The 24448-nt window shown below is 38.8% G+C and carries 24 protein-coding genes; 12 read left to right on the top strand and 12 right to left on the bottom strand.

The features are described 5' to 3' along the window. Window positions 1-38 precede the first annotated feature (38 nt). Window positions 39-1307, top strand: a complete 1269-nt coding sequence (locus tag I6J02_RS05545) for an FAD-dependent oxidoreductase (protein WP_201680801.1) — start codon at window positions 39-41, stop codon at window positions 1305-1307. A 38-nt stretch (window positions 1308-1345) separates the two neighbouring features. Here the strand turns inward: I6J02_RS05545 and I6J02_RS05540 are convergent, their stop codons facing one another. The 3 genes from I6J02_RS05540 to I6J02_RS05530 form a co-directional block, all read right to left on the bottom strand. Beyond that, window positions 1346-1993, bottom strand: coding sequence for a carbonic anhydrase (locus I6J02_RS05540; RefSeq protein WP_115168940.1), 648 nt, complete (start codon window positions 1991-1993; stop codon window positions 1346-1348). A gap of 70 nt (window positions 1994-2063) precedes the next feature. Then, window positions 2064-3599: a SulP family inorganic anion transporter gene (locus I6J02_RS05535; protein WP_201680800.1), complete on the bottom strand. Its 1536-nt coding sequence runs from the start codon at window positions 3597-3599 to the stop codon at window positions 2064-2066. A gap of 87 nt (window positions 3600-3686) precedes the next feature. Then, window positions 3687-4025: a hypothetical protein gene (locus I6J02_RS05530; protein WP_236582309.1), complete on the bottom strand. Its 339-nt coding sequence runs from the start codon at window positions 4023-4025 to the stop codon at window positions 3687-3689. A 217-nt stretch (window positions 4026-4242) separates the two neighbouring features. Between I6J02_RS05530 and I6J02_RS05525 the strand changes: the two genes are divergently transcribed. The 5 genes from I6J02_RS05525 to I6J02_RS05505 all read left to right on the top strand — a co-directional run bounded on the left by I6J02_RS05525 (window position 4243) and on the right by I6J02_RS05505 (window position 8275). After that, window positions 4243-5784: a helicase HerA-like domain-containing protein gene (locus I6J02_RS05525; protein WP_201680799.1), complete on the top strand. Its 1542-nt coding sequence runs from the start codon at window positions 4243-4245 to the stop codon at window positions 5782-5784. Between the two features lie 67 nt (window positions 5785-5851). After that, window positions 5852-6763, top strand: coding sequence for an NDP-sugar synthase (locus I6J02_RS05520; protein WP_003012066.1), 912 nt, complete (start codon window positions 5852-5854; stop codon window positions 6761-6763). 106 nt (window positions 6764-6869) lie between these two features. Continuing rightward, window positions 6870-7541, top strand: a complete 672-nt coding sequence (locus I6J02_RS05515) for a TIGR02117 family protein (protein WP_201680798.1) — start codon at window positions 6870-6872, stop codon at window positions 7539-7541. 70 nt (window positions 7542-7611) lie between these two features. Next, a complete protein-coding gene (locus I6J02_RS05510) occupies window positions 7612-8085 on the top strand; it encodes a hypothetical protein (RefSeq protein ID WP_201680797.1) in 474 nt (157 codons plus the stop codon). Next, window positions 8075-8275 carry a helix-turn-helix transcriptional regulator gene (locus tag I6J02_RS05505; protein WP_201680796.1) on the top strand — a complete coding sequence of 67 codons (201 nt, stop codon included), beginning with the start codon at window positions 8075-8077 and terminating at the stop codon, window positions 8273-8275. Before I6J02_RS05510 ends, I6J02_RS05505 begins: the two co-directional genes overlap by 11 nt. Before the next feature lie 61 nt (window positions 8276-8336). Here the strand turns inward: I6J02_RS05505 and dnaK are convergent, their stop codons facing one another. Further along, window positions 8337-10244, bottom strand: coding sequence for a molecular chaperone DnaK (gene dnaK / locus I6J02_RS05500; protein WP_201680795.1), 1908 nt, complete (start codon window positions 10242-10244; stop codon window positions 8337-8339). A gap of 214 nt (window positions 10245-10458) precedes the next feature. Here dnaK and I6J02_RS05495 point away from each other — a divergent pair, with 214 nt between their 5' ends. Then, the gene (locus I6J02_RS05495) at window positions 10459-11010 is read left to right on the top strand and encodes a thioredoxin family protein (RefSeq protein ID WP_201680794.1); all 552 of its coding nucleotides are present in this window, start codon (window positions 10459-10461) and stop codon (window positions 11008-11010) included. A 95-nt stretch (window positions 11011-11105) separates the two neighbouring features. Here I6J02_RS05495 and I6J02_RS05490 read toward each other — a convergent pair whose 3' ends face one another. From I6J02_RS05490 to I6J02_RS05475, 4 genes are all read right to left on the bottom strand, one after another. Next, window positions 11106-11783, bottom strand: a complete 678-nt coding sequence (locus tag I6J02_RS05490; protein WP_236582308.1) for an ankyrin repeat domain-containing protein — start codon at window positions 11781-11783, stop codon at window positions 11106-11108. 4 nt (window positions 11784-11787) lie between these two features. Next, window positions 11788-13119, bottom strand: coding sequence for an amidohydrolase (locus I6J02_RS05485; RefSeq protein WP_201680793.1), 1332 nt, complete (start codon window positions 13117-13119; stop codon window positions 11788-11790). 81 nt (window positions 13120-13200) lie between these two features. After that, entirely contained in the window at window positions 13201-14049 is an 849-nt protein-coding gene (locus I6J02_RS05480; protein ID WP_201680792.1) for a helix-turn-helix domain-containing protein, read from the bottom strand. Window positions 14050-14135: 86 nt separating this feature from the next. Beyond that, window positions 14136-14621, bottom strand: a complete 486-nt coding sequence (locus I6J02_RS05475; RefSeq protein WP_236582307.1) for a DUF4822 domain-containing protein — start codon at window positions 14619-14621, stop codon at window positions 14136-14138. Window positions 14622-14851: 230 nt separating this feature from the next. Here I6J02_RS05475 and I6J02_RS05470 point away from each other — a divergent pair, with 230 nt between their 5' ends. From I6J02_RS05470 to I6J02_RS05460, 3 genes are all read left to right on the top strand, one after another. Continuing rightward, on the top strand, window positions 14852-15211 hold the full coding sequence (locus I6J02_RS05470) for an MmcQ/YjbR family DNA-binding protein (protein ID WP_201680791.1): 360 nt from the start codon (window positions 14852-14854) through the stop codon (window positions 15209-15211). A 218-nt stretch (window positions 15212-15429) separates the two neighbouring features. Next, window positions 15430-16563, top strand: coding sequence for a PCMD domain-containing protein (locus I6J02_RS05465; protein WP_236582306.1), 1134 nt, complete (start codon window positions 15430-15432; stop codon window positions 16561-16563). Further along, window positions 16563-17327 carry a porin family protein gene (locus I6J02_RS05460; RefSeq protein ID WP_201680790.1) on the top strand — a complete coding sequence of 255 codons (765 nt, stop codon included), beginning with the start codon at window positions 16563-16565 and terminating at the stop codon, window positions 17325-17327. Before I6J02_RS05465 ends, I6J02_RS05460 begins: the two co-directional genes overlap by 1 nt. Window positions 17328-17394: 67 nt before the next feature. On the opposite strand, the gene I6J02_RS05455 is transcribed toward I6J02_RS05460, so the two are convergent. The 4 genes from I6J02_RS05455 to I6J02_RS05440 form a co-directional block, all read right to left on the bottom strand. Next, window positions 17395-18798: a DUF3472 domain-containing protein gene (locus I6J02_RS05455; protein WP_201680789.1), complete on the bottom strand. Its 1404-nt coding sequence runs from the start codon at window positions 18796-18798 to the stop codon at window positions 17395-17397. 161 nt (window positions 18799-18959) lie between these two features. Beyond that, window positions 18960-19922: an isopenicillin N synthase family dioxygenase gene (locus I6J02_RS05450; RefSeq protein ID WP_201680788.1), complete on the bottom strand. Its 963-nt coding sequence runs from the start codon at window positions 19920-19922 to the stop codon at window positions 18960-18962. Between the two features lie 140 nt (window positions 19923-20062). Then, the gene (locus I6J02_RS05445; RefSeq protein WP_201680787.1) at window positions 20063-20725 is read right to left on the bottom strand and encodes a hypothetical protein; all 663 of its coding nucleotides are present in this window, start codon (window positions 20723-20725) and stop codon (window positions 20063-20065) included. Next, window positions 20722-21213 carry an RNA polymerase sigma factor gene (locus I6J02_RS05440; protein WP_201680786.1) on the bottom strand — a complete coding sequence of 164 codons (492 nt, stop codon included), beginning with the start codon at window positions 21211-21213 and terminating at the stop codon, window positions 20722-20724. Before I6J02_RS05440 ends, I6J02_RS05445 begins: the two co-directional genes overlap by 4 nt. A gap of 235 nt (window positions 21214-21448) precedes the next feature. Between I6J02_RS05440 and I6J02_RS05435 the strand changes: the two genes are divergently transcribed. Then, window positions 21449-21916 (top strand): MarR family winged helix-turn-helix transcriptional regulator, encoded by a 468-nt coding sequence (locus I6J02_RS05435; RefSeq protein ID WP_003012112.1) that lies wholly within the window; start codon window positions 21449-21451, stop codon window positions 21914-21916. Window positions 21917-21927: 11 nt separating this feature from the next. Beyond that, window positions 21928-24357, top strand: coding sequence for a 3-hydroxyacyl-CoA dehydrogenase/enoyl-CoA hydratase family protein (locus I6J02_RS05430; protein ID WP_201680785.1), 2430 nt, complete (start codon window positions 21928-21930; stop codon window positions 24355-24357). Window positions 24358-24448 lie beyond the last annotated feature (91 nt).

Here is a 24448-nt window from a genome sequence, read left to right as displayed (position 1 = left end):
TTTCCTATCTTTAATTCCTTAATTGACAAGTATTCATTATGATCAGATTTACAGGCATTTTGCTCGCATTGTTTCTTCCCTTTTTATCTTTTGCTCAAAAAAACAAAAAACCGGCATTATTAGTTTATGGGAATGACATTGAAGCTTTTTCTGCAGCCTTGCAAAGTGCAAAGTCAGGAGTGGCTACTTTGTGGATCGTCGATCAGCAGACGTTAGTCCCTTCTCTCACAGAAAAAAGTATTACATTGTCTGGTCAGCACAATCTGGATGCCGGATTATGGAGATCGCTGCTGTTTGCTACAAATCCCGCTCTTCCGAAAAATGATTCATCAGCCCGGTTATTAAGAACCGATACGAATCCTCAGCTTTTTAAGAATGGCATGGAACGAATGGTTAGCGGCGAACCTAATCTCCGGATGATTAAAAATCAAAAAATTACCTCCTTAAAACGAACGGGTAAACGGTGGGATGTTGTATTAGCTGATAAAGCTAAATATGAAGTGTTGTCTGTTGTAGATCTTTCTGCAAGAAATGAGCTGGCGGCATTGGCCGGATTATCTCTCACGAATACGATAGAATTGCAGGAGCCGGATGCATATACTCTTCAGGATCAACGGACGATTCTGGCTAGCGGACGTCTGGCTGAAAAGACATTGTCTATTCCTTTAAACGTATTTTTGCAAAGTCAGAGGGATAATTACTTCCAAAATCCGTTAGGCAACAAACTTAAGTCTGCATCTGCAGATGATATCCCGTTCAGAAGTGCTGTCGGACAGACGTTGGGCGCCATGGCAGCATATTGTGCATTTTTCAAAACAGATGCTGACCAGATTGATATCCGTAAGTTTCAGGATGAATTACTACAGTATGATGCAAAGATTATCCCTTATGAGGATATTCCGGTAGACGATATGCATGCCACAGGTTTACAAAAATTCGGTCTTGCCGGAATGTTGAAAGGTGAATTCAGAGAAGGAAGATATCTGTTCAACGGGGAGGACAGCGTACGGTTTGATGAAATCAAACCCGTGTTTAATCAGTTGTATTCCCGAAGTCAGATCTGGTTTTTAGATAATGGAGGAGATATTATAAAGTGGAAAGACCTGTTGAGTTTGATTAAATATGTTAGTCAGCGGGGAGATGAGCTGGATAAACAGATCATGCAGGACTGGCATAAAAAATTAAAATTTGAAGGGGAATATGATAGTACTAAAACGGTAAGCAAATATCAGTTTGCTGTTATTGTCGATAAATACTGTAAACCTTTTGTGGTACGGACAGACCAGTCAGGTAAAATAATCAGGTAGTAAAAAAGGAGATCCGATTCGGATCTCCTTTGATTTAGTTAAGAGTAGGCAAACACTTTTCCTAAAGATTCATTATTTGTGAATGTGGTGTCAAGATCGATCAGCTCTCCGGATCCAATATTGATTACCATACCGTGTACGGCTAAGTCATCACGTTCTTTCCATGCATTCTGTACAATAGATGTCGTACAAAGATTGAATACCTGTTCTACAACATTTAATTCAACCAGACGATTTGTTTTTTGTTCAGGATCTTCGATTGCATCAATTTCAGCAGCATGTAAACGATATACATCCTTGATATGACATAACCAGTTATCTATTACACCAAATTGTTTACGGCTTAAAGATGCTGCAACACCACCACATCCATAGTGACCCGCAACGATTACATGTTTTACTTTAAGAACATTGACAGCATAGTCTAATACGCTCAGCATATTCATGTCAGAGTGTACACATACATTGGCAATGTTACGGTGTACGAATACCTCACCAGGCTTTGTGCCGGTAAGTTCATTTGCCGGAACACGGCTGTCTGCACAGCCTATCCATAAAATTTCCGGATTTTGTCCTTTTGCAAGTTGTTGAAAACGGCCGGAGGTGTCATTTTTAACAAAGTCCATCCATTCCTTGTTGCCATCTAAAATTTTGTCGAATCCTAACTTTAAATCTTTATTTTCCATTGTTAATATTTGAAATTACTTCGTGAAAATTTACCGCTTTGATATATACAAATCTCGGTAATTAAATGTTTTATTTTTTATAAACTATATCTGTTAATTGAATATCCCGCCCTTTACTAATCGCATTTTGCTGGAAGTCTTTAATGACCTCAATGACGTCTTTATCAATGAATTTACTTTGTGACCCATTAATTTCGATTTTATCAATGTTCTTGGGTAAGCTGTATAATTTTTGCTGAATCGGCACTTTATTCAGAAAAGTAACTTCTTCGGCAAGTGTAATTACAGCCTTCTCATTATCATCCTGTTTGATAATATCAAATTTGAATGCATTTTTCATATTTGCTTTAAGGATATAGAACGTTGCAACTACTATACCTACACCAACTCCTGTCAACAAATCTGTAAATACTACTACAGCGATTGTCATGAAGAAAGGAATAAACTGATCCCAACCCTTAACATACATCTCTTTGAAGAGAGCAGGCTTTGCTAACTTATAACCGGTATGCAATAGAATAGCGGCAAGACAAGATAGTGGAATCATATTTAATACAGTAGGTATCGCTAGCAAGGCTATAAATAACCATAAACCGTGTAACATCGCAGACTGACGTGTTCGTCCACCTGCATTTACATTGGCAGAAGAACGTACGATTACCGAAGTCATAGGAAGACCGCCCAGCATACCGCTGGCCATATTACCTACACCTTGCGCAATCAGCTCTCTGTTAGTTGGTGTATTACGTTTGAACGGATCTATTTTATCTACAGCCTCTATGCTAAGAAGTGTCTCCAGACTGGCAATGATAGCAATTGTAAAAGCTACTATCCATACTTCTTTATTTAAGATCTGAGAGAAATCCGGTAGCGTAAATAGGCCTGTAAATTCTGAAAACGATCCTACCACAGGTACAGTCACAAGTTGTGCCTGACTTAACTGAAAGGAAGTGCCCTGAAATGCCATAGCTAAACCAAGTCCCACTGCTACAACTAATAGAGGCGCCGGAATTTTGTTTACTTTCGGAAGTTTAGGCCAGTAGATCAGAATCGCTAATGAAAGCAAACAGATGATCAATGCACCATAACTAATTGAATCCAACAATGTATCTGCAAAAGCAGCAACACCTCCGCCGTTATCCATTTCAAAAGCATGTTTTTCCGTTAGTCCCATCGCTAATGGAATTTGCTTGAGGATAATAGTGATACCAATTGCAGCAAGCATACCGATAATGACAGAGGAAGGGAAATAATTTCCGATCATACCTGCCTTTACGATACCCAGAATCAATTGTATAATTCCGGCAATTACTACAGCTAATAAAAAGGTCTCATAAGCGCCCAGTTGCTGGATCGCACCAAGTACGATCACCGTCAGACCTGCGGCCGGACCACTGACACTAAGAGGTGATTTACTGATAGAGGCTACTACAATACCTCCGATTATTCCCGTCAAGATGCCTGCAAAAAGAGGTGCTCCCGATGCCATGGCAATACCAAGACATAATGGCAAAGCCACTAAAAATACGACAATACTTGAAGGGAAATCATATTTTAAGTCTCTTTTCGATAGTTTTAGAAAAGCAGACATACGTGTACCAAACATAAAAATGGTGTTTTACTGTTAAAAAATCTAATGATAATAGTCTGAGACCCGGATACAGGTGCTCAGCTCAACTAATGCGATAGTTGATTAACAGTTAGGCGGAGGGGTGGGTACAGACGGATGAAAGGCACAGATGTGTTTTTCATCCCACAAGTGGAATTCATTATTCTTGACGACTGTCTCCGGACAGGAGAATGTAGTAATGTCGGCAGTTCCACTGAAATACTTAGAACCACTATCCTGATGATCTTCAGCCTGAGATGGCGCTTTTGCGTTATTCTCAATCTCAATCTGTAGTACGACTTGCAGGATGTGATCCTTGTCTACAGAAGAAGAAAAGATAGGTGTAGCAGAAATCATCATCTTCGTGAAGAAGATGAAAAAGCAAATTAATGCTGATACTTTTCTGTGCTTTCTGCTAAACATTCTGGTTCGTGTTACTTTATACTAACAACACAAAAATAGGCGAAAAAAATAAAAAACAAAATTAAAGACTAAATAAATGACTTTTTATAACATAAATTTTGCAAAAGATGACTTTTCAGATACAAAATTCTATTCAAAGCTTTTTGCACGATCTTTGATATAGTCCGTAAACTATCTTATCTTCACATTATATCCGAAGATAGTATTATAGAACTTTATGGCAACAAAGGAACAGTTTATTGAAAAGATTACAGCCTCTTATCAACCTAAGGGTGCTTTTATTTTCTTGGGTGCAGGAATTTTCAATGGAGAGATCGTCGCAGAAGCAAAAGTAAACCTTGCACTGAAGATGATGAACAGACATGGTCTGATTGCCGGTGCTACTGGTACCGGTAAGACGAGGACTTTGCAACTTATTGCAGAACAACTTTCCAATGAGCAGGTTCCCGTATTTATGTTGGATGTGAAAGGTGATTTATCCGGCTTTGCGCAGGAAGGAAAATCGAATCCGGCACTGGAGGAAAGAGGGCAGGCTATTGCATACCCTTTTCAACCTCAGAATTTTCCTGTAGAGCTCTATTCGCTGAGTGGCAATAAGGGGATTCCAATGCGGATCACTATAGAGGACTTCGGGCCGGTACTTTTGTCCCGTATTCTGGATTTGAATGAAACACAGTCAGGTGTATTAGCGGCGATATTCAAATATGCCGGTGATAAGCAAATGCCTTTAGTAGACCTTGTTGATTTAAAGAAACTGCTTTCCTATCTTTCAGATGGGCCAGGAGCGGCAGAAATCAGTAATGATTACGGCCGCATCAGTTCAGCTACCTCCGGGACAATTCTGAGAAAAATAGTAGCCATCGAACAGCAGGGGCTGGCACATATTTTCGGAGAGAAAGAATTTGAAATTCAGGATCTGTTCCAGAAAATAGACGGTAAGGGTGTTATCAGCCTTTTAAATATTTCGGATGTACAGGACCAGCCTTTATTGTTTTCTACATTTTTATTAAGTCTGCTTGCACAGCTTTTCAAAAATCTTCCGGAAGTAGGTGATCTGGACAGACCAAAACTTGTGTTTTTCTTTGACGAGGCTCATTTGTTGTTTAACGGTGCTTCGAAAGCATTTCTCTCTCAGGTAGAGCAGATCATACGCTTGATCCGGTCAAAAGGAGTTGGAGTGTTCTTTTGTACGCAGGCTGCAACGGATGTACCCGAAACAGTTCTTGGCCAATTGGGCAACCGTGTTCAGCATGCGCTGCGGGCATTTACGCCCAACGATGCCGAAGCACTGAGGAAGACTGTAAAGACATATCCGCATTCTGAATTTTATGAGATAGATAAGATTCTTACTTCTTTAGGTACAGGGCAAGCCATGATCACCGTATTGAATGATAAAGGTATTCCTACCGAAGTAGTCGCTACACATATGATAGGGCCGCGCTCTGTAATGGGGCCTGTAGATCCGCAAACGTACACGGACATTATCAATAATTCGCCTTTACTGCAGAAATATAAAGAGTCTGTCAATAACCGGAGTGCAGAAGAAATTATTGAAGAAAAAATGGAAGAAGCACAACGGGCTAAGGCTCAGCAGGAGGCTGCCAAAGCGCAGTCAGCATCAGGCCGTCCCGCTTCCAGAAGACAAACACCAATGGAAGCTGCACAGAAAACAGCCACCACTACATTGGCCAGAGAAGGCGTGAAGTTACTAAGTAAGCTGGCTAACGGACTTTTAACAGCTTTTCTAAAGAAAAAATAATAGAAATTGTATCTTTGCAACTTTCAGTAACACTGTTATTTTCAACTTGTAAACTATAATAAAAAATATGGGTAAACCAACTTTATTGATATTAGCTGCGGGAATGGCTAGTCGCTATGGTTCTTTAAAACAAATTGATAGTTTTGGTCCTCACGGCGAGACTATTATTGACTATTCTATCTATGATGCGATTAATGCCGGGTTCGGAAAGGTCGTATTTATTATCCGAGAAGAATTTGTCGATAAAATGAGAGAAGTCTTTGACGCTAAGTTGAGCGGTAAGATTGAAGTTGATTATGCCTTTCAGGATTTCGATTTGAAAAAATTTGGAATAGACAGAGAGATAGAGCGTTCTAAACCATGGGGCACGGCACACGCTGTACTAAGTGCGAAAAATCAGATCAATGAGCCCTTTTGTGTAATAAATGCAGATGATTTTTACGGAACGGATTCTTTTGTGAAGATGGCGGAATTTCTGACAACAGAAGTGACAGATAAGCAAATGGCTCTCATGGGATTTCGTGTAGATAATACTTTGTCAGATCACGGATATGTATCCAGAGGTGTCTGCGAAGTCTCAGACTCTGGTCATATGAAAAGTGTGACTGAACGTACAAAGATCTATTATAAAGAGATCGATGGGGAGAAGAAAATCGTTTTTGAGGAAAACGGAGTAGAGACTGAGCTGGATCCGAATAGCCGTGTTTCTATGAACTTCTGGGGTTTTACACCATTGGTATTTGAACAGGCAGAAAAAATGTTCCACACATTTGTGGAAGAAAATGCGGATGATCCTAAATCTGAATTCTTTATTCCTTCTGTAGCGGACGCACTGGTTCAAACAGGACAGACAGACTTTAAAGTAATCCCGACTTCATCCAAATGGTTTGGAGTAACTTATAAAGAAGATAAAGAGATCGTTCAGGAGAGCATTTCCAAGCTTGTAGCGGACGGAGCTTATCCGGAAAAATTATTTTAAGCGATAGATACGATTAATAGAAATCCCGTGACAATATGTTACGGGATTTTTTTATGTTTGATAATAAGTTAACAATCTCTAACACGATAAGCCTGTGCTCAGAAAAATGTTTAAAATCCTGATGATAATTTTCGGTTCTATCATCGCCATTGTATTAGTTTACTGGTTAGCAGAACGTATTCTATCCCGGATACCCGCTCGTGTGACCACATCAGACGCTCCAAAGACCATCACGGTATACATTATGTCTAATGGCGTACATACAGATCTTGTACTTCCTGTAAAGCAGGACAATATGGACTGGACAACTGTCTTCCCTTACAGTAATAATATAAGTAAAGATACAGTCTATAATTATGTGAGTATAGGCTGGGGCGATAAGGGATTTTATCTGAATACACCGGAATGGAAAGATCTTAAAGCTTCTACAGCATTTGTGGCAGCAACAGGTCTGGGAGAAACAGCATTACATGTAACTTACTATAAGCGTATCGTGGAAGATGAATTGTGTTATAAATGGATGATCGATACAGCTCAATATCATGCGCTTATAGATCATGTTGAGGAAGCATTGGATTATGATAGTCAGGGAAATCCAATTGTGATACAGACAAACGCACAGTATACAAATTCGGACGCTTTCTATGAGGCTAAAGGTGCTTATAGTATGTTTTATTCCTGTAATACCTGGACCAATCAGGGATTGAAAAGAGCAAATATGCCTGCCGGTATGTGGGCAACACTCGATAAAGGAATATTAAGCCATTATAAAAAGTAAAGTTTATTTGTCATAATGTAAAGTTTGTTTTACATTTGTTTTATTAACAAATGTAAACCTATAAATCATTATGAAAAAAATCCCTTTATTACCCCGATATTTCCGTTGGATAGGCGTGGTTTTATTTACACTGACCCTTGTTCTTTATGTAATTGATAGCATAGAAAGAGGAGGAGAAGGCATCTACACTAAATCTTTTGTTCTTATCAATGATACTTTTATGAGTGAAAAAGGATTTCTGAAGTTTATGGAGGTGGAAATTACATTGACTTTGTTTCTTAGTTTAACTCTTTTTGGTCTGGCTGCTATAGCTTTTTCAAGGAATAAGGTTGAGGATGAGATGATTAATTCAGTCCGGTTGTTTTCGTGGTCCTGGGCTATTATCTACGCCTTGATTTTTTGTTTTATAGCTACTGTTTTTGTTTATGGTACTACGTTCGTGAGGATCATATCCTTATTTCCTCAGGAACTGCTGTTATTTTATATCATCATCTTTCATATTAGTATTTTCAGATTAAATAAGAAGAGTGTAGGTGAAGAATAATATTAGAATAAACAGGGTTATAAAGGGGTATTCTCAGGAGCAATTAGCCATTTTGGTAAATGTGAGCAGGCAAACCATTAATGCCTTAGAAGCAGGTAAGTATGTTCCTTCGACCGTACTTTCTTTAAAAATATCACAGGCTTTGGAAAAGTCTGTTGAAGAATTATTTGAGCTGGAAGAGGAAGATTAGAGCTTAAAAACAAAAGCCCGAAGGTATTACCTTCGGGCTTTGTTATGTAAAAAGGAGGTTGTTATTTTACCTCTTCGTAATCTACGTCAGTTACATCATCTGCTCCGCCCTGATTTCCACCTGGCTGGCCTTGTCCGGCATCACCCTGAGGTTGTGCACCATTGTTAGATGCTGCATACATTTCTTCAGAAGCAGCATTCCATGCAGCTTGTAATTCTGCTGAGGCAGTATCGATATCTGCAAAGTTTTTAGCAGCATAAGCAGTTTTTAATTTCTCTAAACCAGCTTCGATTGTTGCTTTTTTGTCCGCAGAGATCTTATCTCCGTATTCTTTTAGTTGTTTTTCAGTAGAAAATACTAAAGCATCTGCAGCATTGATTTTATCTGCTTCTTCTTTGATTTTCTTATCCGCATCCGCATTTGCTTCAGCTTCTTGTTTCATTTTTTGGATTTCTTCATCAGATAAACCTGAAGATGCTTCAATACGGATATTTTGCTCTTTTCCGGTTGCTTTATCTTTTGCCGAAACCTTGATGATACCGTTGGCATCAATATCAAATGTTACTTCGATCTGAGGCACTCCTCGAGGAGCTGAAGGAATATCATTCAGGTGGAAACGACCGATTGTACGGTTTTGAGCTGCCATTGGGCGCTCACCCTGAAGGATATGAATTTCTACAGAAGGCTGGTTGTCAGATGCTGTAGAGAATGTTTCAGATTTTTTCGTAGGAATAGTTGTATTCGCTTCGATCAATTTGGTCATTACACCACCCATTGTTTCGATACCCAATGAAAGAGGTGTAACATCTAATAACAATACATCTTTTACTTCACCTGTCAATACACCACCCTGAATTGCAGCACCTAATGCTACTACTTCATCCGGGTTAACACCTTTTGAAGGCTCTTTTCCAAAGAAGTTTTTAACAGCATCAACGATTGCAGGGATACGAGTTGAACCACCTACAAGGATAATTTCATCGATGTCAGATTTGCTGTATCCGGCATTTTTCAATGCAGATTCACAAGGTTTGATAGTACGTTGGATCAGATCTGCAGCAAGAGATTCGAATTTAGCACGTGATAATGTACGTACCAGGTGTTTCGGACCTGTAGCATCAGCTGTAATATATGGCAGATTGATTTCTGTAGAAGTTGTGCTTGACAATTCAATTTTTGCTTTTTCAGCAGCTTCTTTCAGACGTTGCAATGCCATAGGATCTTTTTTCAGATCAAATCCATTGTTTTCATTTTTGAATTCGTCGTTCAGCCAGTTGATGATTACATTATCAAAGTCGTCACCACCTAAGTGTGTATCACCGTCAGTAGATTTTACTTCAAATACACCATCACCTAATTCCAGAACTGAAACGTCATGTGTACCACCACCACAGTCAAAGACAACGATTTTCATGTCTTTATGCGCTTTATCCAGACCATATGCCAACGCAGCAGCAGTAGGTTCATTGATAATACGTTTTACTGTCAGACCTGCGATCTCTCCTGCTTCTTTTGTAGCCTGACGCTGTGCATCATTAAAGTATGCAGGTACAGTGATAACGGCTTCTGTAACTTCCTGACCTAAGAAATCTTCAGCAGTTTTCTTCATTTTCTGAAGAATCATAGCTGAAATCTCCTGAGGAGTATACTTGCGGTCGTCGATTTCTACACGAGGTGTATTATTGTCACCTTTTACGACATTATATGGTACATGTTCTGCTTCTTTAACAGATTCATCGTAAGATGTACCCATAAAACGTTTGATAGAATAAACCGTTTTGTGGGGATTTGTAATTGCTTGACGTTTTGCAGGATCACCTACCTTGCGCTCTCCTCCATCAACAAATGCAACGATAGAAGGTGTAGTACGTTTACCTTCGTTGTTGGCTATAACTACTGGCTCGTTACCTTCCATTACAGCAACGCATGAGTTCGTAGTACCTAAGTCAATTCCTATAATTTTAGACATATCTTGTATTTTATTTATTTTTAATGTTTCGCAATACTATTATCAACCCTTATGCCAATTGGCAGCTTTGGCTCAAAATCGCACAAATAAGGTTTTAAACTACATTTTGAGTGACAAACTGTCATATCATTGTTTTAATGCTCTGTCTTTATTGCTTTGGTATATTTATTTTGTCACATTTGCACTCTCAAAAAACATTATTAGAAGGCAGATCATGAAATTTGAAGCATACTTAGCGTATTTCGAAGATATTCTTAATAATCCTGCGGCACACGAGGCGTATCAGGATGAAGAATATTTTCACTATACCAAAATGAACTGGAGCAGGATGAGCCGTTGGTTAAAAAAGTTTGAACCTTCAGCAGAAGCAAAAGCTTTTTTCGCAACTATCACAACAAAACAACATTGGATTCTGATTACCGAACCCTGGTGCGGAGATGCTGCACATTCGGTTCCGATGATTTATAAGATGGTTAAAGACAATCCGAATATTGAATTGGATATCCAGTTGAGGGATACAGCTCCTTTTTTAATTGAGCAATATCTGACCAACGGTGGAAAGTCTATTCCTAAATTGATTATTCGGGATGAAGAAGGGAAAGATCTGGCCGTATGGGGTCCAAGACCTGATGGATGCACAGCTGTTTTTGTGGAGATGAAAGCAAAAGGAGCTGAGTTTGAAGAAATAAAAGAAGAAATCCAAAAATGGTATAATCAGGATAAAGGTGAAGAAATTCAGCGTGAACTGATCAGTTTGTTAAGCTGATATCTTTAATAATACTTATTATAAAAACATAAACGTCCGGCAATTTTGCCGGACGTTTATGTTTTTCAATGAGGTAGGGATGATTTTTTTTGAGTTTATCGCTTGCCTGCATTCTCCAGAACCTGAGCAATAGCGGTATATCCTCTGGCTTTTGCATGTTCCAGAGCTGTTATATTATCCTTGTCCGGAATGTTGATGTCACAGCCTGCTTTTACCAATGTATTCACGATTTCGACATAAACTTCACTGCCATTTCCGAGGACTACGGCTTCCATTAAAGCTGTCCATCCAAGTCTGTTAATATGATTAATAGGGAATTTCGGAGTTCCGGACAGTAATTTTACAACATCCAGATGTCCTCTTTCGCATGCAGGAATCAAAGCCGTGCCATGGTAACGGTTGTAAACATCGAAGCGGGCTCCGTGTTCAAGAAAGAGCTTTACTAATTCCGTGTGTCCTGCTGCTCCGGCATACAGAAACGGACTGTCGAAAATATCATCCTGCAGATTGACATCGGCTCCGTTGTTGATCAACAATTTCGCCATCTCGATGTATCGTGACTGGGTCGCAATTAACAACAATGATTTTGCATTTTTATCTTTTGAATTGACATTGGCTCCGTTTTTAAGAAGGGATTCTACTTCTGCCAGTTTATTTGATTTAACAGCTTCTACTATAGAAGTCTGAAGTTGTGACGACATTTCGGTTTTCATATCTGACTCGCAGGCATTGAGAAAAATGATGGAAAAGAACAAGAAAAATTGATTCATCATAAGATTAATAAATAATGTTACCCTGATGAATTAATGATTTGACAGGTGATATCCGTGCTACAGCTTCTGCGGAGCAGCTTGCATCTACGAGAATAACATCTGCCTGATCGTTGATCTGAGGCCACTGTCTGTTGCCTTGGTCATCGAGCGGAAGAATATTGTAAGTCGCAATCTTTAAACATCTGGATAGCTCAAATTCTGTTGAATATCCATATAACTGAGCCATCAGGTTGGACTTCTGAAGAATGCTTCCGGATCCGAATGTATTCCAATGATCGATGATACTGTCATTACCTGTACGTACATCTACTCCATATTTATAAAGAGTAGGGATAGGCATGATAATGCCTCCAAACGGAACAGTAGATATGATGCCTACATGAGCATTTGATAGTTTTTCGGCAGTCTCCTGAAGTTTCTGATTTTCTATTTTCGCCAGAACAAAACAATGACTCAAAAATGTTTTATGCTGTAAAGCGGGATTTTCCATTACCTTTTGAATAAGGTATTCTACCGTTTTGAGTCCGGATTCCCCTCCTTCATGAAGATGTATATCTATTCCTTTATTATTGTCCAAGGCCAGTTGGACGATGAAGTCAATACTTTTCTCAATGCTTCCATCTATGGAGAAAGGATCTAGTCCGCCGATAAAATCTATATCCATGGTGGCGACATCTTTCATTAGTTGCTCTGAGTGAGAGTAGAATATTCCATGCTGCGGAAAGGCTACCAATTCTGTACCAAACGAATCTTTTTTGTTCTCAATGGCAACCTGTAGATTTTTTAACGAATCAAGTTTAGAGGCAGGCTCTATATTGACATGACTTCTCGCGAAATTCACCCCATGAGACTGTAAGAGCTCGATCAGCTTTTCTGCACGATAAGTTGATGACGGCAAGAGTTGAGGCATTAGCTTCTGTTCAAAGACTATCATATCTTTGACCGATCTGTTTTTCTTAGACCGGGCTTTCCAGGGGCCACCATAATAGGTTTTGTCCAGGTGGATATGCATATCCTTCATTGCAGGAAGCATTAAGAAGCCTTTGGCATCCACGGCTTCTGCATCAGGCTTGTTAGGAAGTATTGCTTTTATTTTTCCGTTTTCGAATTCCAGCGTAAACAAGTCTGTTTTGGTTCCAATGATTTCCTCATTTTCGTATTCAAAACCTGTTTCCAATCGGACATTCTTGAGGACTAATGCTGAATTATTGTATGTGTTGGTTGGTTCCATCTGAATAGCTTGTTTCACAGGGGAGGCTTCTCCTTTTAATACACTGCCACCTGCCAGTAGCAGAGACGAACTCTTTATAAAATCTTTTCTTGATATGGAATGCATAGGACGACTTGAGATGTTTTAACAAAAATAAGAACCTTTAAAGCCGAATTGATGCGGGATTTATTCCAGAACTTGTAAAAATTATAACTGCTCCCGAAATTGACGGGGAGAAACACCTGTCTGCCCTTTGAAAAAATTGGAAAAGTAGGGGATATCATTAAATCCCAGTTCAAATGTAATCTCCTTAATAGTTTTCTGTGAACTGTGAAGTAACCTTTTAGCTTCAAGTGTTGTGCGAGTCTGTATCAGATACAGGGCCGTTACTTTAAGATTATTTTTACAGAGAATGTTAAGATAATTGGCCGATATGTTTAATTGATTCGCATAGAATGCAACTGTTTTCTCTTGCTTGTAATGATTATCAATCAAAGAGTGATATCGCATCAGCGTAGGGTTTGTCTGGTATACAGTAATATCATCAAATTTACTTTGAATTTCCCGGTTCACTAATTGAGTAATCAGTTTACTTCTGGAATACACAATATCCCAATAAACAGGATGTAAGGCAAGCTCTCTCTTCAGATTTTCAAATTCAAATAATAGATCGTGAAAAAGAGGCTGCGAAAGAGGAATGACCGGGTGCCCCTGATATAACAAAAAAGAAAACTGCATGGAAGTCGAGAATGTTTCAAATACCCGCTTACTGATCATCAATTGATATCCTGAAGTTTCTTCTCCCAGATCCCATTTGTGAACCTGATCCGGAAATAAAATATGGATCTGAAAATCAGCGACTGAATAATCTATAAAATCTATGCTGTGTATACCGCTGCCTTTTTCGATTAAAAATAAGAGATAGAAATCGTGTTTGTGTGCTTTCTCAATTTTATTTCTTCCATGTGAGCCATGGTACAGCAAACTGTAATCTGATCTGGGATCAAATTGAAACTCTTTGAGTTCTAATGTTGCAAAGGTTTCCTTGGTTACCATATCTGGAAATTACAAAATATTCCGTTAAATCTGGTAAAAAAATGACCGGTGGAAAATAGGGATACCGGCCATTTCTATGAGAGCTATTATTTACTTGGCTTAGCGTGAGTTGTCGGTGTGTGTATGATGTCATAATACACCGTACGATCAGTACTGTTTGGATATAGGCGGTAAGTGAATTCTTTCGGTGTCAATACTAAAATATCGACAATTCTTTCAAACAGAACGGCTTGGGTTTCGGGATTTTTGGCAATCAGTTTTCGGGTTTTACCATCTGCCGAGACTGACCAGTCACCCTGAATTCTGAATACATCTTTCAGATCATAAATAATAAAAGTGCCTTTAATGTCATAATAGGCAAAGCCTACTGCCCCTGCAACATTTGCATCTGTCAGAGCGACATTTTCTCCTTTATTATTTTTTGCTCCTGTCGTTTCCCAGGCTGTACTGGCTAGAATTTCGCTTGGCGTAAGTGCAGGAGTGACTTCTTTGTCATCATCACTACAGCTGAATAATAAAGCCGTGCTTACAAGAGTCAGCACAATTAGTCCTAAGTTTTTTAAATGTCTCATAATTATTAGTATTAGTGTGATACAAAATTATCGTTCCCCACGCTAACGTTTTTGTGAAAAGCGAAGATAAACTTGTAAATTTTATTCCTCACAGATGAATATAGAGCCAGAATGTTCTTCAATAAATCATGCTTGAAATTACTGATGTAATCTGTCTCCTGGCTATAATCATATTCAGGCTATAAGTTTCAGATATAATAGTTAATTTTAGCATTCAATTTATACAGGTAATGAATATCGAACAACTACGGGAATATTGTATTTGTAAAAAAGGAACCACGGAAGAGTTGCCTTTTGGTCCGGATACCTTAGTTTTCAAAGTGGCAGGTAAAGTTTTTCTGCTGGTTGGGCTGGATCAGATTGATCAGTTGTCATTTAATGTCAAATGTGATCCTGAATATGCTGTAGAATTGCGTGAAAAGTACGAATCTACGGTTTTACCTGGCTACCACATGAATAAAAAGCATTGGAATACAGTCTATGCCAATCAAGCCCTTTCGGATAAAGAATTATTTGCCCTGATAGATCATAGCTATGACCTCATTGTAAAAGCACTTCCTCTGAAGATCAGAGAGACACTCTCTTTTTAAGAATAGAAAGTCTGTTTAATTTATGGTAAACGGGTAGGTTCTATAAAAAAGGTTACTGCTTATTATCATCAATTATTGGGCTTAAAATTTAAAAGCTCTTATTATCTAATGAATTTTTAGTTGCTGATTTTGATCTTGTTTAAATGCCGTTATTTGTTATGTAATTTATTAAAAATTGCTGTTGTATGTTTTGTAATATGTTTGATGAAAAATAAAAAATGATGTATAAGAGAATTTTAATTGTAAGTATAGCTTTTGTAGTATTTCTACTTAGTGGCTGTATAAAAGATGAGCCATTAAATATGGAAGCGGATATAACCGCTGTTTATCTAGAGAATGGGAGTCTGATTACAGAGCCCCTTATTACAAATAACTCGGTAACCATATATGTCAAACCGAAAGAGGCGGGTAGTCCCGATTATAAATTAAAGTTTGATCTGACGCCAGGAGCGACTATAGCAACTGAGGTGGATTCCGTTAAGAATTTTGTTAAGCCTGTAACGTACACAGTTACCTCTCAGGACAAACAGTTTACAAAATCATATTTAGTATCCGTCGTCGAGATAACAGAAGGTTTTGTGCCTTCAGAATTTGATTTTGAAAATGTTAAGATTGACCCTGATGGAAAATATCATGTATTTTACGATATTATGAATGGCCAGTCTTTTGATAACTGGTCTTCGGGAAACTTAGGATTCTCTATCTCACTTTCTGTTACGCCGGGAAGTGTAAAAGCTCCTGAATCTTATCCTACTTATGCAACGACGTCAAGTAAGAACGGGAAATATGCTGTACATATGGAGACAAAGCTTACCGGAGCTTTCGGGGCGGCATTTAATAAACCAATTGCTGCTGGTAATCTTTTTATTGGCTCATTTGATACGGATGATATGTTTGCGAATCCTTTGCAGGCTACACATTTTGGATTGCCATTTGGCAAGATTCCGGTTACCCTGGAAGGTTATTACAAATACACTCCCGGAAAACAAGTGACTGACCTTCATCTCAAGCCGGTAAATACACAGGATTCCTGTGATATTTATGCCGTATTCTATAACAGAGAAGCATTATTTGAGGAAACAGGTAAGAGCTATCTTGATGGAGGAAATGTATTAACAAGTAAAAGTGTCGTCGCTAAAGCTCAATTGAAAAATGGAGGAGCGACTACTGCTGATGGGTTTACTAAGTTTAGTATTCCGTTTAATTATATAAGACAATACAATGAAAATGATGTCTCTCAACTTAAATACGGCATTGCGCTGGTGATGTCCTCCAGCAAATATGGCGATAGTTTCCAGGGAGCGGTCGGAAGTGTGCTGATTGTTGATGATTTACAAATAACTACGAAATAATGAAACCTATATATTACATATTAACAATCTTTTTGGTTATTGTTTCAATAACAGCAAAGGCCGAAGAACATTTTCCTGCGGATACAGTATTCGGGAAAATAAGATTTACTGCAGCGATCGGAACGAAAGTCGGTGGCTCTGCACCTTTATCTCTTCCAGCAGAGATTCGCAAAATCAGAAGTTATGCTCCTGCTCATCCCTTTTTCGTTGGAGTAAAGGCTTTGTATGACATCGATAAAAAATGGGGCGTAAGTCTCGGTTTGACATTTGAAGGTAAGGGTATGAATACGGAGGCTACTGTAAAAGGGTATAAAACTACCTTTAACGCAAATGATGATCCTTCAGAAAACATGAGAGGATATTATACCGGTGATATTTCGACTAATGTGCAGAATCTCTATCTCTCCATTCCCATTCAGGCTACTTATAATATATCTGACAAGTGGGATTTGCAGGCTGGTCCATATATTGCATTTGCCGTTAAGAAGCGATTTTTTGGGACTGCTACAAACGGATATATGAGAAATATAGATCCTACAGGAGAAAAGATTAATATAGATGTTGCAGAATATGATTTTGAAAAGAGTGTACGTACGGTTGATGTCGGAATGAGTCTTGGCTCTCACTATAATTTTTCCAGACGCTATTTTGCACTGGCACAGTTCGATTACGGATTTAATAATATTATGAAGACAGGATTCGAGAGTATAAGCTTTGGTCTGCATAATATTTTCCTGAATGTAGGAGTAGGAATCAAACTGTAAAGAACGGACATAAAATTAGTAACCCGACTCCCTTCAGATTTTCTTCTGAAGGGAGTCGGGTTTTATATTATTTCTTTTTCAAAGTTTTACCCTTCACGCTGTTTTTATGCAGTGCTTCATTATTTAAAGCTTCTTTTACTCGATTTTCAAAAGTTGAAAGATCAGTAAGTGGAGACTGGGTAGCCAAAGGTACTTCATTTGCTGTTTTGACTGTAGGGGTATATCCTCCGCTGGACATATAGAAATACTTCGGATTACGTGGGGAAACTCCCTGTTCATAATCAATTCTTTGCCCTTCTTTACCGTCTGTATTACTGAAACGGACTTTATTAAAATTGATCCATTTACCTGATTCATCCTCCTTGCCCCATGCGTTGAAGTAATCTGCTTCACGGCGAAGCTGACCATTTGGATAGCCATAATTTTCTAAAAAGGAATGAAATCCATTGAAATATTTGTTCTCTTTTGGAGCCCGCCAGGAAGCTATGTAATTCCATTGCTCTTGAGAAGCAAGCTTATACCACGCCGATAGGATCACAGAATTGTTGTCCTGAGGCAATACATTCATTAAAAAAGCTACCGTTTCACCTGTTTTCCAGTTTGCAGATTTGACGTAGGATTGTCCTCCTGTCCCTTCTCCGCCAAATGAATTGACTGTTGTGGCTTCTGACCGGTCTACCAGAGATACATAATCATGTTGGGTCGTACTTGCGTCATGTTCCGCATCTTTGCTGTCCCATACTGAGAATAAAACTCTTCTTTCCGTTTTACTATTTGTCTGTATACCCAGATAACCTCTATAGAAACCAATAGCCATATAGAAGGTATGCAGCGGATCTCCACCCTGTGGTACATTTATTTCTTCATAAAGCCAGTTGTATGATTTTGTTGTAGCTGCTGATGAGCTAAAGTTGATGTGAACAGAAGGTGTAGACTGATAATCGGTCTGATTGACGTGTGCATTGTCCGTTGCACTTTTGAATATCAGGTTATGAATCACAATCGCATTGGAGGGTTCGGATTGAGGAGAAAGCTCATACTTATAATAACCGGTCTGATTTATCCGGATAGTTCCGGCTGATGTCAGGCTTTGTTTACCTTCTCCTTTAAAGACAATCTGTGTTTGAGAAGGTGAGATTTGCAATGGAACATAGCATGGGTTCATTGCCAGGTTAAAAGTCAGGTTTTTGCCTTTTGTAGTAGTATTGTCGAAATCCAGCGTGTAAGTTCCGGCAGTCTGATAGAGATACCAGACAACACTGCGGTTCTTGTTAGTCCAGTTCGAAACACTGCCTTTGTCCTCCGGATAGCCTACCGGAATAGATACTCCCACTTCCTTTTCATCAGGAGTGTAAGGGACCGCATAGGCTTTGTTTGCGGGAATGGTAAATGTTTTTTCCTGTGCATTTAATGTCTGACAGAGGAATATGAACAGCAATAGCAGGCTGATTCTGAAAAATTTTAATATCATGTTAAGTGATTGGTTATGATGTCAGGATCAAAGTTATTTCTTTTGCTGTATAATAATAAGATTATGAGAAGGTTGTGCAATCGATTGATTGCTGGAACACAAATAAAAAAGGAGGAAATCTTATCATTTCCTCCTTCAAAAGTTACTTTTATTGGCTGGGATTACATCTTTAAGCCAATTTCTCTTAATCGTTCATCTAAATATTCGCCAGCAGTATAATCCGGATATGCTTTAGGATGTTTCTCATCAATACAAGACGAAAGACAAGCCAGACTCATGGAAGATTTAGGGTGTAAAAAAAACGGAATTGAAAATCTTGAAGTTCCCATTTTTTCTACAGGAGGATTGACAACCCTGTGTGTAGTAGATTTTAGTTTGTTATTTGTCAATCTTTGCAACATATCACCGACATTGATCACAATATCTTCTCCTTTAGCTTTAATCGGGTACCATTCTCCGTCTTTAGTCAATACTTCCAGACCGTCTGCGCTGGCTCCAATCAAAAGTGTGATAAGGTTGATATCTTCATGTGCTCCTGCACGTACAGCATCCGGTGCGAGTTCTTCAGGATGTAATATAGGGAAATAGTGAATTGCTCTCAGAATGGAATTTCCATTGATAACGTACTGCTCGAAATAATTTTCTTCCAGATCAAGATAAGTTGCGATAGCTTTTAATAGCTCCCGGCCTGTATCTTCCAGTTTTTTATATACTTCTGCAGTAATCGTATTGAAACGAGGTAACTCGTTGACCTCAGGATTATCCGGGAAATCTGTTTTTGAATATTCTTCCCCTACAATCGTTTGGCCGCGCTGCCAGAATTCTTTCAGATCCGGAGTTTTGGAGTCTTTAGCTTTTTCACGTCCTTTTGTAGTGTAGCCACGTTGTCCTGCCAATTCAGGAAACTCATATTGATATTTGATGTCATCAGGAAGAGCAAAAAATGCGGGAACCACCTGATACAATTCATCAATCAACTCTTTGGAAAGACCATGATTGGCGATTGTCACAAAGCCGGTTTCATTAAAAGCTTTACCAATATCCTGAATAAATTGTTCGCGTTGTTCCTTAGAACCTGAAGTGTAATTCAGTAAATCTAATCTGGGTATGTTAACTAATGCCATACTGTTTCTGTTTTTGTACAAACAAAGGTAATTGAATTAATTTTGAATTTTCTAACGCCTGTGTGAATAAGTGCAGGCGTTTTGATATTAACCGTCTGATTTGTAAAGTGAAAAAGTTTTCCACATTTTAATATGTCTGCTTATTGTCCGGGATTATTCTGCGTATTTGTTTGAATGTCTTCCTGAGGTAGTTCCTCTAATTCTGTAAGGTAATAGTGCAGATCCACCAGCATATCCTGATGCGGTTTGGCGAATTTTTTAAAACTATAAATATGTATGAAATAGAAAATCAGTCCCAGAAATACGAATCTGAAAATTACATCACCTGAAAACAGGGATGGTAAATCGAAGGACTGTATGTTTTTTAAGGATACGGCTACTACTAATATTACAAAAATACTTCCTCGTGCTATTTTGTTGAATTTCAGGTATTTTTGAATCAATTCCTGTATTTGAATAAACCGATCCGATAACGGAAGGTCGGTTTCAAAGCTTTCATGAATTTTTTTACGCAGTTTATAGGCGATATAGGTCATTCCGGCTTCTACCAATGATCCCAGAATAAAATACCAACCCCAGAACGTGTTTTCATAATTATACAACAGAATGCCGATAGCTACGAGAATAAATAGTGACCGGTATTTGATATTTTTCTTCAAATTTTCATCTATTGTATCGAGCAGATTAGTAGATTTTTGTGTTGTTAATTTTTCAATTGCTTCCTCCGGAAGAAACTGTAGGGCAGAGGAAGTTGTTGGGCTATTCTGTCTGCTGTTGTTATATTTAAGATCTTCTAATTTCATAATGATAGTTGTTTTTTACTGAGTTCCTTTAATTTTTCTTTGATCCGGGATATTTTAACAGCCACATGATTGGCTGTCATACCCATTGTATCTCCGATTTCTTTATAACTGTAGTCTTCCAGATAAAGAGCAACGAGTGCCTTCTCGATTTTTGAAAGCTGCCCAATCGCCCGATACATAGCCAGAATCTCTTCATTCTCCTGATAGATGATTTCGCAATAGCTTTCCTGTGTAAACTGCAGCTCCGCATGCATATGTTTGCGATCCCGCTTTATGTACGTGATTGCCGTATTCAGCCCAACGCGATATAGCCAGGTCTGGAACCTTGAGTCGCCTCTGAAGCTTTTGAAAGACTTCCAGCTTTGCAGTACTATTTCCTGGAACAGATCCTCTCTGTCCGTTCTGTTGTCCACATACATGCAGCATATGCGATGGATAATGGCCTGATTGGAAGTTATTAATCCGATAAATTCTTTTTCGATGTCCATATTGTAGTAGGATGCCTCTCTCTAAATTACTTTATCTGTTAGTCTTGAAAAAGATAAAAACATTACAATTAAATAGTAAAAATGCATAAAATCTTTTCTGAGCACTTTTATTGTATTTTTAAAGTATTAAAATCAGTCAAAGATTTATCGAAAAATTAACAGAACTGATTTGGAATGTCCAAATAAATAAATTAAATTTGTTATGCTTGCATAGCAAAATAGCTAAAAATAAATTATGAGTCAGGATAATACAATTGATTATTTCATGAAAACCGGTTGGCAGACTGTGGCCAATAAATACAATACGATCGCATCGCAATACGGTTTTACGCAGGCTGCCGGGTATATCTTGATCAATATACATAAGGAAGGCACTCCTGTTTCGCAGATTGCAAATTTGACAGGTGTCAAAACAACCAGCTTATCCAGAGTGTTAAATAATCTGGAGACCTTAGGTTTTATTTACAGGGAAGCCAGTGATGTGGATAAGCGGTCTGTCAAGGTTTATCTGACAGAGCTGGGTAAAGAGAAGCGAAAAATTGCTAAGGATGTGGTCCGTAGTTTTAATCAATATCTGGAAGCAAATATCAGTGCCAGAGAACGGGCTCAACTGATTAAGACGCTGATCAAAATAAATGAACTGGCAAAGGATTATCAGGGAGAACTACAATCAAACGCTGCGGATAATATTGCCGCAACATAAAATATAAAAGGATGAATAACAGAAGTATTAAAAAAGTAGCCGTTTTAGGTTCTGGAGTGATGGGGTCAAGAATTGCCTGTCATTTTGCCAATATCGGACTGGAAGTTTTGCTTTTGGATATTGCGCCAAAGGAATTGCTGCCGGCAGAAGAGGCGAAAGGGCTTACTCTGGACAGCAAGCCGGTACGCAACCGCATCGTCAACTTATCGTTGGAGACCGCAATTAAATCCAATCCGTCACCTATTTACAGTAAGTCATTTGTCAAAAGGATCAAAACAGGAAATTTTGATGATGATATGAAAGATATCGCCCATGCAGACTGGGTGATAGAAGTTGTTGTTGAACGTCTGGATATTAAAAAATCCGTATTTGAAAAAGTAGAGCAATTCCGTAAAAAAGGAACGTTAATCACTTCCAATACATCCGGTATTCCTATTCATTTGATGACGGAAGGAAGAAGTGAGGATTTCAAGGATCATTTCTGCGGAACACACTTTTTTAATCCGCCACGTTATCTGCAGTTGTTAGAAATTATTCCTACACCTCATACCAAAAAAGAGGTTGTAGACTTCCTGATGGAATATGGTGATAAATTTTTAGGTAAAACTGTGGTTTTATGTAAAGATACACCAGCCTTTATCGGAAATAGAATAGGCGTATATTCCATGTTGGCACTGACGCATCTGGTCGAACCTCTGGGGCTGACTGTTGAGGAAGTTGATAAATACACAGGTCCTGCAATGGGACACCCCAAATCAGCTACTTTCCGTACAGCAGATGTGGTAGGACTGGATACATTGGTAAATGTTGCCAATGGTTTAGCGCAGAATGCACCGGAAGATGAAGCAAAAGGAGTCTTTCAATTACCCGGTTTCATCACGAAAATGGTTGAAAACAAGTGGTTGGGAGAGAAAACCAAAAAGGGTTTTTATGAAAAAGTAAAAGATGCAAAAGGCAATTCGGAAATACTTTCTCTAAATCTGAAAACACTTGAATTCGGATCTCAGGAAAAAGTGAAATCACAGACGCTGGAGGCGACGAAGCAGGTAGAAGATATCCGCAAACGGATGAAAGTCTATGAGCAGGGTAAAGATAAAGCTGCGGAGTTGTTCAGAGCGATGCACTATCCATTGTTTGAATATGTGTCTAACAGAGTTCCTGAGATTACAGATGACTTTTTCCGTATCGATGACGCCATGCGTGCAGGCTTTGGATGGGAAATAGGACCTTTTGAAGTATGGGATGCATTAGGCGTAAGAGAGACCATTGAGAAAATCAAAGCAGAAGACAAGCGTCTTCCCGGACAGACCGGTGAAGTTGCAGCCTGGGTACATGATATGCTGAATGCCGGACACGAGTCCTTTTATAAGGTGGAGAATGGGGTAAGACATTATTATGATATTGCATCCAAGTCTTATAAAGCAATACCGGGTGCCGAAGATCTGATTGTGTTGGATCATATCCGCGAAACAAAAACAATCTGGAAAAATTCAGGAGTTTCGATTATAGATCTTGGCGATGGTATCATTAATTGTGAATTCCATACGAAGATGAATACTATCGGTGGAGATGTTATTCAGGGACTCAATAAAGCCATTGATCTGGCCGAAAAAGAGTATCGTGGATTAGTAATCTCTAATGACGGAAAGAACTTTTCAGCAGGTGCCAATATCGGGATGATCTTTATGATGGCTGTGGAGCAGGATTATGATGAACTGAATATGGCTGTGCGTGCTTTTCAGAATACTTCTATGCGTATCCGTTATTCTTCAATTCCGGTGGTAGCGGCTCCGTTTCAGCTTGCTCTCGGTGGAGGATGTGAATTTTCTATGCATGCGGATTTCGTTCAGCTCCATGCGGAGACTTACATGGGACTGGTCGAATTTGGTGTCGGTGTGATTCCGGGAGGAGGAGGTTCCAAAGAATTTGCATTGCGGGCTTCTGATGAATATAAAGATGATCAGATCGTTCAGAATACATTGAAAGATCGTTTCCTTACAGTGGGTCAGGCAAAAGTTTCTACTTCTGCCGTCGAAGCATTTGAACTTGGGTATCTGGAGGAAGGCAAATATTCCATTACGATGAACCGGGCACGTTTGCTGGCAGATGCAAAAGCCAAAGCATTAGAACTGGCAGATGCCGGATATATACAGCCTGCTCCGCGTAATGATATTAAAGTTCTCGGTAAACAGGGCTTAGGTATCGTATATGTTGGTGCAAGCTCCATGCGTGCCGGTAATTATATCTCTGATCATGACAAGAAAATTTCAGAAAAATTAGGCTGGGTAATGTGTGGAGGAGATTTGTCAGCACCTACGGAAGTTTCAGAGCAATATCTGCTTGATCTGGAAAGGAAAGCATTTTTAGAGCTGTGTGCTGAGCGTAAAACACTGGAAAGGATTCAGTTTATGCTGACTAAGGGTAAGGCATTAAGAAATTAATACCGGGATTCTGGAAAACGTATGGAAGAAATACAAAATGTATTCTAAACTTCGATGCTTTTCTAAAGAGAAAATAACTAAATAAAAGGAT

The sequence above is a fragment of the Sphingobacterium spiritivorum genome (assembly GCF_016725325.1).
Lineage (GTDB): Bacteria > Bacteroidota > Bacteroidia > Sphingobacteriales > Sphingobacteriaceae > Sphingobacterium.
Note: the sequence above shows the minus strand (reverse complement) of the source record. Positions and strands in the feature narration are given on the sequence as shown.